Below are 11,923 nucleotides of genomic sequence, written 5' to 3' on the forward strand. Positions count from 1 at the left end.
GATTTTGTGGTTACGAACTTTCGGGTCTTTCGTCTTCACCACCGCAATTCGCGTTAGCAAATTGCTTGGGTGTTATATGGTCAAGCCTCACGGGCAATTAGTATTGGTTAGCTCAACGCCTCACAGCGCTTACACACCCAACCTATCAACGTCGTAGTCTTCGACGGCCCTTTAGGGGATTCAAGATCCCAGTGAGATCTCATCTTGAGGCAAGTTTCCCGCTTAGATGCTTTCAGCGGTTATCTCTTCCGAACATAGCTACCCGGCAATGCCACTGGCGTGACAACCGGAACACCAGAGGTTCGTCCACTCCGGTCCTCTCGTACTAGGAGCAGCCCCTCTCAAATCTCAAACGTCCACGGCAGATAGGGACCGAACTGTCTCACGACGTTCTAAACCCAGCTCGCGTACCACTTTAAATGGCGAACAGCCATACCCTTGGGACCGGCTTCAGCCCCAGGATGTGATGAGCCGACATCGAGGTGCCAAACACCGCCGTCGATATGAACTCTTGGGCGGTATCAGCCTGTTATCCCCGGAGTACCTTTTATCCGTTGAGCGATGGCCCTTCCATACAGAACCACCGGATCACTAAGACCTACTTTCGTACCTGCTCGACGTGTTTGTCTCGCAGTCAAGCGCGCTTTTGCCTTTATACTCTACGACCGATTTCCGACCGGTCTGAGCGCACCTTCGTACTCCTCCGTTACTCTTTGGGAGGAGACCGCCCCAGTCAAACTACCCACCATACACTGTCCTCGATCCGGATAACGGACCTGAGTTAGAACCTCAAAGTTGCCAGGGTGGTATTTCAAGGATGGCTCCATGAGAACTGGCGTCCCCACTTCAAAGCCTCCCACCTATCCTACACAAGCAAATTCAAAGTCCAGTGCAAAGCTATAGTAAAGGTTCACGGGGTCTTTCCGTCTAGCCGCGGATACACTGCATCTTCACAGCGATTTCAATTTCACTGAGTCTCGGGTGGAGACAGCGCCGCCATCGTTACGCCATTCGTGCAGGTCGGAACTTACCCGACAAGGAATTTCGCTACCTTAGGACCGTTATAGTTACGGCCGCCGTTTACCGGGGCTTCGATCAAGAGCTTCGCTTGCGCTAACCCCATCAATTAACCTTCCGGCACCGGGCAGGCGTCACACCCTATACGTCCACTTTCGTGTTTGCAGAGTGCTGTGTTTTTAATAAACAGTCGCAGCGGCCTGGTATCTTCGACCGGCATGGGCTTACGGAGCAAGTCCTTAACCCTCGCCGGCGCACCTTCTCCCGAAGTTACGGTGCCATTTTGCCTAGTTCCTTCACCCGAGTTCTCTCAAGCGCCTTGGTATTCTCTACCTAACCACCTGTGTCGGTTTGGGGTACGGTTCCCAGTTATCTGAAGCTTAGGAGCTTTTCTTGGAAGCATGGCATCAACCACTTCGTCGCCTAAAGGCAACTCGTCATCAGCTCTCGGCCTTAAGATCCCGGATTTGCCTAAGATCTCAGCCTACCACCTTAAACTTGGACAACCAACGCCAAGCTGGCCTAGCCTTCTCCGTCCCTCCATCGCAATAACTGGAAGTACAGGAATATTAACCTGTTTTCCATCGACTACGCTTTTCAGCCTCGCCTTAGGGACCGACTAACCCTGCGTCGATTAACGTTGCGCAGGAAACCTTGGTCTTTCGGCGTGGGAGTTTTTCACTCCCATTGTCGTTACTCATGTCAGCATTCGCACTTCTGATACCTCCAGCAAGCTTCTCAACTCACCTTCACAGGCTTACAGAACGCTCCTCTACCGCATCACCAAAAGGTGATACCCGTAGCTTCGGTGCATGGTTTGAGCCCCGTTACATCTTCCGCGCAGGCCGACTCGACTAGTGAGCTATTACGCTTTCTTTAAAGGGTGGCTGCTTCTAAGCCAACCTCCTAGCTGTCTAAGCCTTCCCACATCGTTTCCCACTTAACCATGACTTTGGGACCTTAGCTGACGGTCTGGGTTGTTTCCCTTTTCACGACGGACGTTAGCACCCGCCGTGTGTCTCCCATGCTCGGCACTTGTAGGTATTCGGAGTTTGCATCGGTTTGGTAAGTCGGGATGACCCCCTAGCCGAAACAGTGCTCTACCCCCTACAGTGATACATGAGGCGCTACCTAAATAGCTTTCGAGGAGAACCAGCTATCTCCGAGCTTGATTAGCCTTTCACTCCGATCCACAGGTCATCCGCTAACTTTTCAACGGTAGTCGGTTCGGTCCTCCAGTCAGTGTTACCTAACCTTCAACCTGCCCATGGATAGATCGCCCGGTTTCGGGTCTATACCCAGCGACTAAACGCCCTATTAAGACTCGCTTTCGCTACGCCTCCCCTATTCGGTTAAGCTCGCCACTGAATATAAGTCGCTGACCCATTATACAAAAGGTACGCAGTCACCTAACAAGTAGGCTCCCACTGCTTGTACGCATACGGTTTCAGGATCTATTTCACTCCCCTCTCCGGGGTTCTTTTCGCCTTTCCCTCACGGTACTAGTTCACTATCGGTCAGTCAGTAGTATTTAGCCTTGGAGGATGGTCCCCCCATATTCAGACAAAGTTTCTCGTGCTCCGTCCTACTCGATTTCATTGATAAGAGATTTTCGTGTACGGGGCTATCACCCACTATGGCCGCACTTTCCAGAGCGTTCCACTAATCTCAAACCAACTTAAGGGCTGGTCCCCGTTCGCTCGCCACTACTAAGGGAATCTCGGTTGATTTCTTTTCCTCAGGGTACTTAGATGTTTCAGTTCCCCTGGTTCGCCTCTTGCACCTATGTATTCAGTACAAGATACTCAGCTTATGCTGAGTGGGTTCCCCCATTCAGAGATCTCTGGATCACAGTCTGTTTGCCGACTCCCCAAAGCTTATCGCAGGCTACCACGTCTTTCATCGCCTCTGACTGCCAAGGCATCCACCGTATGCGCTTCTTCACTTGACCATATAACCCCAAGCAATCTGGTTATACTGTGAAGACGACATTCGCCGAAAATTCGTTTTGCTCTTTCGAGCCCACAAATTTTACCTTAGCCTGATCCACTACCAGTGAAAGTAGTGTTCAGTCTATTTCTATCACATATCCGAATTTTTAAAGAACGATCTGACAAAAGTCAGAAATCAACATTCGAGGCGAATGCTCATTTCTGAATTTGATCAAGTACTGCAAGAGTGGTGGAGCCAAGCGGGATCGAACCGCTGACCTCCTGCGTGCAAGGCAGGCGCTCTCCCAGCTGAGCTATGGCCCCAAATACTGGTAGGTCTGGGCAGATTTGAACTGCCGACCTCACCCTTATCAGGGGTGCGCTCTAACCAACTGAGCTACAGACCTATATAGGGTCTTGATCGTCTTCGACAATGAATCAAGCAATTCGTGTGGGAGCTCATCAGCAGGCTGATGTCGTCGATTAAGGAGGTGATCCAGCCGCAGGTTCCCCTACGGCTACCTTGTTACGACTTCACCCCAGTCATGAATCACACCGTGGTAACCGTCCTCCCGAAGGTTAGACTAGCTACTTCTGGTGCAACCCACTCCCATGGTGTGACGGGCGGTGTGTACAAGGCCCGGGAACGTATTCACCGCGACATTCTGATTCGCGATTACTAGCGATTCCGACTTCACGCAGTCGAGTTGCAGACTGCGATCCGGACTACGATCGGTTTTGTGAGATTAGCTCCACCTCGCGGCTTGGCAACCCTCTGTACCGACCATTGTAGCACGTGTGTAGCCCAGGCCGTAAGGGCCATGATGACTTGACGTCATCCCCACCTTCCTCCGGTTTGTCACCGGCAGTCTCCTTAGAGTGCCCACCATAACGTGCTGGTAACTAAGGACAAGGGTTGCGCTCGTTACGGGACTTAACCCAACATCTCACGACACGAGCTGACGACAGCCATGCAGCACCTGTGTCAGAGTTCCCGAAGGCACCAATCTATCTCTAGAAAGTTCTCTGCATGTCAAGGCCTGGTAAGGTTCTTCGCGTTGCTTCGAATTAAACCACATGCTCCACCGCTTGTGCGGGCCCCCGTCAATTCATTTGAGTTTTAACCTTGCGGCCGTACTCCCCAGGCGGTCAACTTAATGCGTTAGCTGCGCCACTAAAATCTCAAGGATTCCAACGGCTAGTTGACATCGTTTACGGCGTGGACTACCAGGGTATCTAATCCTGTTTGCTCCCCACGCTTTCGCACCTCAGTGTCAGTATCAGTCCAGGTGGTCGCCTTCGCCACTGGTGTTCCTTCCTATATCTACGCATTTCACCGCTACACAGGAAATTCCACCACCCTCTACCGTACTCTAGCTTGCCAGTTTTGGATGCAGTTCCCAGGTTGAGCCCGGGGCTTTCACATCCAACTTAACAAACCACCTACGCGCGCTTTACGCCCAGTAATTCCGATTAACGCTTGCACCCTCTGTATTACCGCGGCTGCTGGCACAGAGTTAGCCGGTGCTTATTCTGTCGGTAACGTCAAAACAGCAAGGTATTCGCTTACTGCCCTTCCTCCCAACTTAAAGTGCTTTACAATCCGAAGACCTTCTTCACACACGCGGCATGGCTGGATCAGGCTTTCGCCCATTGTCCAATATTCCCCACTGCTGCCTCCCGTAGGAGTCTGGACCGTGTCTCAGTTCCAGTGTGACTGATCATCCTCTCAGACCAGTTACGGATCGTCGCCTTGGTGAGCCATTACCCCACCAACTAGCTAATCCGACCTAGGCTCATCTGATAGCGCAAGGCCCGAAGGTCCCCTGCTTTCTCCCGTAGGACGTATGCGGTATTAGCGTTCCTTTCGAAACGTTGTCCCCCACTACCAGGCAGATTCCTAGGCATTACTCACCCGTCCGCCGCTGAATCGAAGAGCAAGCTCTTCTCATCCGCTCGACTTGCATGTGTTAGGCCTGCCGCCAGCGTTCAATCTGAGCCATGATCAAACTCTTCAGTTCAATACTGCTTGGGTTTTTAAGAAACCCTAAACTTGGCTCAGCAATCTCAAATGACTATGTGATTTCTCGCATGGTCACTTGTGATGCTGATAATCTTTGTGACTATCAGTCCGTACTCACAAGCACCCACACGAATTGCTTGATTCAATTTGTTAAAGAGCGTTTGGTTAAGAGCTTTTCGTCTCAACCGAGGCGCGCATTCTACGCTTTCCTCATTTGCTGTCAAGCGTTTATTTTGAAGTTTTTCGCGAGAAACTCGTTTAGCTTCAAACACTTGACTCGCTGCGATCTCTCGTAGCGGGAGGCGAATCATACAGCGTTTAGAAGCGCTGTCAACCACCTTTTCAACCGCTGACGATCTTTCGATCGAAGCCCTTTCAACACTACCTGAATCGATTAACTCGTTGATACTCAAGGAGTTTCTCGTTCCAATCACGCTGGAAGTGGGGCGCATTATAAGGGGATTCGAAACCCCGTCAACCTTTAATTCCAAGAAACCTTAATAAAGCTGAAAAACAAAGCGGGGAGGCCTTCCGGCCTCCCCGCTTTTGTTCATGCTTTAAAGGCTAGGGAACGCAAACTGCGATGCCTCATGGCTGGCCCGCTGCGGCCAGCGCTGGGTGATCGCCTTGCGACGGGTATAGAAACGCACCCCATCCGGGCCATAAGCATGCAGGTCGCCGAACAGCGAACGCTTCCAACCGCCGAAGCTGTGGTACGCCACCGGCACCGGCAACGGCACGTTCACACCGACCATGCCCACTTCGATCTCGTCACAGAACAGGCGCGCCGCCTCGCCGTCACGGGTAAAGATGCAGGTGCCGTTGCCATATTCGTGATCGTTGATCAGCTGCATGGCCTGCTCCAGGCTGTTAACCCGGACCACGCACAGCACGGGGCCGAAGATCTCTTCTTTATAGATGCGCATCTGCGGGGTCACCTTGTCGAACAGGGTGCCACCCACGAAGTAGCCATCTTCATTACCTGCAACGCGCAAGCCACGGCCATCCACCACCAGCTTAGCGCCAGCAGCCACACCGTCGTCGATGTAGCCAACCACCTTGTCGCGGGCAGCAGCGGTAACCAGCGGGCCCATGTCCAGGCCACACGAAGTACCGGCACCAATCTTCAGCGCCTTGATCTGCGGCTCCAGCTTGGCGATCAGTGCATCGGCAACCTGGTCACCCACGCACACCGCCACCGAAATCGCCATGCAGCGCTCACCGCACGAACCATAAGCTGCACCCATCAGCGCGCTGACAGCGTTGTCCAGGTCGGCATCGGGCATCAGCACGGCATGGTTCTTCGCACCGCCCAGCGCCTGTACGCGTTTGCCGCGCTTAGTGCCCTCGGCGTAGATGTACTCAGCAATCGGGGTAGAGCCGACAAAGCTCAGCGCTTTCACTTCCGGAGCCTCGATCAGCGCGTCCACAGCTTCCTTGTCGCCATGCACCACGTTAAGGATGCCTTTAGGCAGGCCGGCTTCCAGCAGCAGTTGGGCAATGTACAAGGTCGAGCTCGGGTCACGCTCGGACGGTTTCAGGATAAAGGCGTTACCGCAGGCAATGGCCAGCGGGTACATCCACAGCGGGACCATGGCCGGGAAGTTGAACGGGGTAATACCGGCGACCACACCCAGCGGCTGGAAGTCGGACCAGGCGTCGATGTTCGGGCCAACGTTACGGCTGTACTCGCCCTTGAGCACTTCAGGTGCCGCACAGGCGAACTCGACGTTCTCGATACCACGCTTCAGCTCGCCTGCAGCGTCTTCCAGGGTCTTGCCATGCTCTTCGCTGATCATCTGCGAGATGCGGGCTTCGTTCTGCTCCAGCAGTTGCTTGAAGCGGAACATCACCTGGGCACGTTTGGCCGGCGGCGTGTTGCGCCAGGCCGGGAAGGCAGCCTTGGCCGAATCGATGGCTTCCTGAACGGTCGCACGGCTGGCCAGTTCGACCTTGCGTACGGCCTGGCCAGTGGACGGGTTGAAGACATCGGCGGTGCGCTCACCCTTGGTAACCAGCTCGCCGTTGATCAGGTGTTGAACAATGCTCATGCAAAACTCCAGATAAAGAGGGGTGACACAAGCGCGTGATCACTTCACGCGCTTGCCATCAAAATCGCAACGATCAATCGATCTGGTTCAGGGTCTCGCCCACCGCGTCGAACAGGCGGTCCAGTTCCTGCGGCTGGGTATTGAAGGTAGGGCCAAACTGCAGGGTGTCGCCACCGAAGCGCACATAGAAGCCTGCCTTCCACAACTTCATCGCCACTTCATAAGGGCGCACGATCGCATCGCCGTCGCGGGCAGCAATCTGGATCGCGCCGGCCAGGCCATAGTTGCGGATATCGACGACGTTCTTCGTGCCTTTAACCCCGTGCAGCAGTTTCTCGAAGTGCGGCGACAGTTCGGCCGCAGCCTGCACCAGGCTTTCCTTCTGCAGCAGGTCCAGTGCGGCAATGCCGGCGGCACAGGCCACTGGGTGGGCCGAGTAGGTGTAGCCGTGAGGGAACTCCACCGCGTATTCCGGTGTTGGCTGGTTCATGAAGGTTTGATAGATCTCGGTGCTGGCAATGACCGCACCCATCGGGATGGCACCGTTGGTGACCTGCTTGGCGATGCACATCAGGTCTGGCGTCACGCCGAAGGCTTCAGCCCCGGTCATCGCGCCCATACGGCCGAAGCCGGTGATCACTTCGTCGAAGATCAGCAGGATGTTGTGCTGGGTGCAGATCTCGCGCAGGCGCTTGAGGTAGCCCTTCGGTGGCGGCAGAACACCCGCCGAGCCCGCCAGCGGTTCGACAATCACCGCGGCGATGTTCGAGGCGTCATGCAGCTCGATCAGCTTGAGCATTTCCTCGGCCAGGGCAATGCCGCCCTCCGCTGGCAAGCCCTTGGAGAACGCGTTCACCGGCAGCACGGTGTGAGGCAGGTGGTCGACGTCCAGCAGCTGGCCGAACATCTTGCGGTTACCGTTCACGCCACCCAAGCTGGTGCCGGCGATGTTCACGCCATGGTAGCCACGGGCACGGCCGATGATCTTGGTCTTGGTCGCCTGGCCTTTCAGGCGCCAGTACGCACGGACCATCTTCAGCGCGGTATCGGCGCACTCGGAGCCGGAGTTGGTATAGAAGACGTGGTTGAGATCGCCCGGGGTCAGCGCGGTGATCTTTTCAGCCAGCTGGAACGACAGCGGGTGGCCGAACTGGAAGGCCGGGGAGTAATCCAGGGTACCGACCTGACGGGCTACGGCCTCGGTGATTTCCTTACGGGTATGCCCGGCGCCGCAGGTCCACAAGCCAGACAGGGCGTCGAAGATCCTGCGCCCCTTGTCATCCACAAGGTAGTTACCTTCCGCCGCCACGATCAGGCGTGGGTCGCGATGGAAATTGCGGTTGGCGGTATAAGGCATCCAGTGGGCATCCAGCTTGAGCTGGCTGGCGATAGAGGTGGGAGCGGTTTCCGGCATGTTCATCGGCGGTTCCTCGAAAGACGATTAGGCAACGATGGATCTTGTTGCGGCTAAATTGGCACGGCGATAAAGTCTGAAAAAGCCTGCTTTTCTAATCTTCAGATAGGGCAACACTAAACTAATGAGCCGACGCCCCGACCCACTCGCCCAAGTCAGCGATTTTGACATTCGCCTGTTGAAGATCTACCGCAGCGTCGTCGAGTGCGGCGGCTTCTCGGCAGCCGAAAACGTGCTCGGGATCGGCCGCTCGGCCATCAGCCAACAGATGAACGACCTGGAGCAACGGCTCGGCCTGCGCCTGTGCCAACGTGGCCGAGCCGGTTTCTCACTGACCGAGGAAGGCCGCGAGGTCTACCATTCGGCCTTGCAGTTGCTCAGTGCCCTGGAAAGCTTCCGCACTGAGGTCAACGGGCTGCACCAGCACTTGCGTGGTGAGTTGAACATCGGCCTGACCGACAACCTGGTGACCTTGCCGCACATGCGCATCACCCACGCGCTTGCCGAGCTCAAGGACCGCGGCCCAGATGTGCGTATCAACATCCGCATGATCGCGCCCAGCCAAGTCGAGCACGGTGTCCTCGACGGCAGCCTGCATGTCGGCGTAGTGCCGCAGACCATCGCCCTTTCAGGCCTTGAATACCAACCGCTGTATAGCGAGCGTTCGCTGCTCTATTGCGCAGTAGGCCACCCGCTGTTCTATGCCGACGACCAACAGATAGACGACGACCGGCTCAACAGCCAAGAGGCCATCACCCCCACCTTCCGCTTGCCCGCCGATATCCAGGCCCACTACCAGGCGCTGCATTGCACGGCCAGCGCGTCGGACCGCGAAGGCATGGCATTCCTCATCCTGACGGGGCGCTACATCGGCTACCTGCCCGACCACTACGCCAGTTTCTGGGTGCAGCAAGGCCGGCTGCGTGCCCTCAAGCCCCGGCAGCGCTTCTATGACTTGAGCCTGAGCTGGGTGACGCGCAAAGGGCGGCGGCCGAACCTGGTGCTCGAGAGCTTCCTGGATAGCCTGGCTGCGACACGCTGATGCCTGTCTCTGACGCAAACGCTTGTCACTTCGGCGTAGGCAGGTAATCTTGTCCGACAGCCGCTGCCACTGACCCGTACGGAATCGTCCATGACCCTTGAAGTCCCAGCGCATCGCCTCTCCGCCTCGGGCAAGCCCGCCGGCCGCATCCGCCAGAAAAACGAACAGGCCATCATCCAGGCCGCCGAAGATGAATTCGCCCGCCATGGTTTCAAGGGCACCAGCATGAACACCATCGCGCTGAAGGCAGGGTTGCCCAAGGCCAACCTGCATTATTACTTCACCAACAAGCTGGGCCTGTACATTGCCGTGCTCAGCAACATCATCGAATTGTGGGACAGCACCTTCAACGCCTTGAGCGTCGAGGACGACCCGGGCGAGGCACTGAGCCAGTACATTCGGACCAAGATGGAGTTCTCGCGGCGCAACCCGCAAGCCTCGCGCATTTTCGCCATGGAAGTGATCAGCGGCGGCAATTGCCTGAACGAGTACTTCAGCGCCGACTACCGCGAGTGGTTCCGTGGCCGGGCTGCGGTGTTCCAGGCCTGGATCGAAGCAGGCAAGATGGACCCGGTCGACCCGGTGCACCTCATTTTCCTGCTCTGGGGCAGCACCCAGCACTATGCCGACTTCGCCACGCAGATCTGCCAGGTCACCGGCCGCAGCCGCCTGACCAAGCAAGACATGGAAGACGCGAGCAGCAACCTTATCCACATCATTCTCAAGGGGTGCGGCATCAAGCCGAGTGCCTGACAGCCATTTATGCCTTCTACCCTGCTCGACCTCTGCGAGTTTCGTGAAGAAATCCGCAAAAGCCGCTTCATCACCCTCGCCGGCCCAATCACCAGTGCTGCCGAGGCGATGAGCTTCATCGAACGCCACAGCGACCTGGCGGCCACCCACAACTGCTGGGCGTGGAAGCTTGGCGGGCAATACCGCAGTAATGATGACGGCGAACCGGGCGGCACCGCCGGGCGCCCTATTCTGGCCGCCATCGAAGCGCAAGACTGCGACCAGGTGGTGGTGCTGGTGATCCGCTGGTACGGCGGCATCCAGCTGGGTACCGGTGGCCTGGCCAGGGCCTATGGCGGTGGCGCCAACAAATGCCTGCAACAGGCGCCCAAGCGGGTGCTGGTGCAGCGCAGCGAATACACCTGCAGTTGCAGCTTCAGCGAACTGGCCTTGGTAAAGCTGCGCCTGGCGGACGTCGACGGCCTGGTGCTGGATGAACAGTTCACGGCCAATGGCGTTGACCTGCACATCGCGGTCGGTGAAGCCCACCTGGCCCCCTTGCGCCAGCAACTGGCCGACCTGAGCCGTGGGCGCATCCTGTTGGAAGCGCGCTGAATAACTGTTCGCACGCGCTGAACATTGCTCACAAGAACTGTGGGCCTGCCTGTGGATAAGCTTGGGGCACTCTCTTGCAGCCCATTGGTTTCAAGGCCCCCAGAGCTTTGATCATATTTTGATCACTATTTGATGACAGTCGCAAATAGCTGAAACCTCGAGAGTTATCCCCAAACCCTGGAAGTGTTACGCACTGGGCATTGCGCTCGGCTTGCACACAATAACTGTGGAACAGCCTGTGGATAACCCGTTAGCCAACAGGCGAAGCGCCCGTCTACAAGCGGCCTGGCGCCATTGATCATTTTTTGACCAGCTGCAGCGCAGGCACAGTTAGCGACTCTGCAGTATGCTCAAATACTTTTTCCTATACCGATAAAGGAATGTTCCTATGGCTAACTCAAGAACGGCCCTCATCATCGGCGCCTCACGCGGCCTTGGCCTGGGGCTGGTGCAACGCCTGCAAGAAGATGGCTGGAACGTCATCGCCACTGTGCGTGACCCGCAAAAGGCCGGCGCCCTGGCCAACGTTCCCGGTGTGCGCATCGAACAGCTGGAGATGAATGACACCGCTCAGCTCGATGGTTTGAAGCAACGCCTGCAAGGCGAAGTGTTCGACCTGGTATTCGTCAACGCGGGCGTCATGGGGCCCCTGCCACAAGACCTGGAAAGCGTCCGCAACCAGGACATCGGCGACCTGTTCATGACCAATGCCGTGGCCCCCATCCGCGTCGCCCGCCGCTTGGTTGGCCAGGTGCGAGAAGGCAGCGGCGTGCTGGCCTTCATGAGCTCGATCCTGGGCAGCGTGACAATCCCGGACGGCGGTGAGGTCTGCCTGTACAAAGCCAGCAAGGCGGCCCTGAACTCGATGATCAACAGCTTCGTCGTCGAACAACAGCGCCCCGGCCTCTGCGTGCTGGCCATGCACCCCGGCTGGGTGAAGACCGACATGGGCGGCGAAAATGCCGAGATCGACGTGCTGACCAGCACCCGCGGCATGCTCGAACAGATCAAGGCGCAAAGCGGTAATGGCGGCCTGCGCTTCATCAACTACAAAGGTGAGCCGCTGATCTGGTGAATTGAAAGCCGCGTGGCGAGGCA

Annotated in this window: 7 protein-coding genes, 2 tRNA genes and 2 rRNA genes; 4 read left to right on the forward strand and 7 right to left on the reverse strand. The window is 56.6% G+C overall.

Features of this window, described 5'->3' with window-relative positions; genetic code table 11:
- Positions 1 to 76: 76 nt before the first annotated feature.
- The 7 genes from AB7M33_RS05705 to AB7M33_RS05735 all read right to left on the reverse strand — a co-directional run bounded on the left by AB7M33_RS05705 (position 77) and on the right by AB7M33_RS05735 (position 8,442).
- Positions 77 to 2,968: ribosomal RNA gene (locus AB7M33_RS05705) — 23S ribosomal RNA — on the reverse strand.
- Positions 2,969 to 3,196: 228 nt separating this feature from the next.
- Positions 3,197 to 3,272, reverse strand: a tRNA-Ala gene (locus AB7M33_RS05710).
- A gap of 6 nt (positions 3,273 to 3,278) precedes the next feature.
- A tRNA-Ile gene (locus AB7M33_RS05715) sits at positions 3,279 to 3,355 on the reverse strand.
- Positions 3,356 to 3,432: 77 nt separating this feature from the next.
- Positions 3,433 to 4,969, reverse strand: a 16S ribosomal RNA gene (locus AB7M33_RS05720).
- Together the 16S and 23S rRNA genes with 2 tRNA genes alongside form the textbook arrangement of a ribosomal RNA operon.
- A 46-nt stretch (positions 4,970 to 5,015) precedes the next feature.
- A complete protein-coding gene (locus AB7M33_RS05725) occupies positions 5,016 to 5,384 on the reverse strand; it encodes a hypothetical protein (protein WP_454242559.1) in 369 nt (122 codons plus the stop codon).
- Between the two features lie 144 nt (positions 5,385 to 5,528).
- Positions 5,529 to 7,022: a CoA-acylating methylmalonate-semialdehyde dehydrogenase gene (locus tag AB7M33_RS05730; protein ID WP_027594988.1), complete on the reverse strand. Its 1,494-nt coding sequence runs from the start codon at positions 7,020 to 7,022 to the stop codon at positions 5,529 to 5,531.
- A 73-nt stretch (positions 7,023 to 7,095) separates the two neighbouring features.
- Positions 7,096 to 8,442, reverse strand: a complete 1,347-nt coding sequence (locus AB7M33_RS05735; protein WP_265969669.1) for an aspartate aminotransferase family protein — start codon at positions 8,440 to 8,442, stop codon at positions 7,096 to 7,098.
- 118 nt (positions 8,443 to 8,560) lie between these two features.
- Between AB7M33_RS05735 and AB7M33_RS05740 the strand changes: the two genes are divergently transcribed.
- The 4 genes from AB7M33_RS05740 to AB7M33_RS05755 all read left to right on the forward strand — a co-directional run bounded on the left by AB7M33_RS05740 (position 8,561) and on the right by AB7M33_RS05755 (position 11,900).
- On the forward strand, positions 8,561 to 9,478 hold the full coding sequence (locus AB7M33_RS05740; RefSeq protein WP_099428266.1) for a LysR family transcriptional regulator: 918 nt from the start codon (positions 8,561 to 8,563) through the stop codon (positions 9,476 to 9,478).
- 90 nt (positions 9,479 to 9,568) lie between these two features.
- Complete coding sequence (locus tag AB7M33_RS05745) at positions 9,569 to 10,231, forward strand: TetR/AcrR family transcriptional regulator (RefSeq protein WP_027594985.1); 663 nt, start codon at positions 9,569 to 9,571, stop codon at positions 10,229 to 10,231.
- Positions 10,232 to 10,240: 9 nt separating this feature from the next.
- Positions 10,241 to 10,825: an IMPACT family protein gene (locus AB7M33_RS05750; protein WP_027594984.1), complete on the forward strand. Its 585-nt coding sequence runs from the start codon at positions 10,241 to 10,243 to the stop codon at positions 10,823 to 10,825.
- A gap of 388 nt (positions 10,826 to 11,213) precedes the next feature.
- Complete coding sequence (locus AB7M33_RS05755; RefSeq protein WP_027594983.1) at positions 11,214 to 11,900, forward strand: SDR family oxidoreductase; 687 nt, start codon at positions 11,214 to 11,216, stop codon at positions 11,898 to 11,900.
- Positions 11,901 to 11,923 lie beyond the last annotated feature (23 nt).

This window comes from Pseudomonas sp. Y3 TE3536, from assembly GCF_053629175.1.

Coding starts and splice junctions, on each gene's coding strand:
- AB7M33_RS05730 (WP_027594988.1), bottom strand. CDS start 7,022: ATGAGCATTGTTCAACACCTGATCAACGGCGAGCTGGTTACCAAGGGT.
- AB7M33_RS05735 (WP_265969669.1), bottom strand. CDS start 8,442: ATGAACATGCCGGAAACCGCTCCCACCTCTATCGCCAGCCAGCTCAAG.
- AB7M33_RS05740 (WP_099428266.1), top strand. CDS start 8,561: ATGAGCCGACGCCCCGACCCACTCGCCCAAGTCAGCGATTTTGACATT.
- AB7M33_RS05745 (WP_027594985.1), top strand. CDS start 9,569: ATGACCCTTGAAGTCCCAGCGCATCGCCTCTCCGCCTCGGGCAAGCCC.
- AB7M33_RS05750 (WP_027594984.1), top strand. CDS start 10,241: ATGCCTTCTACCCTGCTCGACCTCTGCGAGTTTCGTGAAGAAATCCGC.
- AB7M33_RS05755 (WP_027594983.1), top strand. CDS start 11,214: ATGGCTAACTCAAGAACGGCCCTCATCATCGGCGCCTCACGCGGCCTT.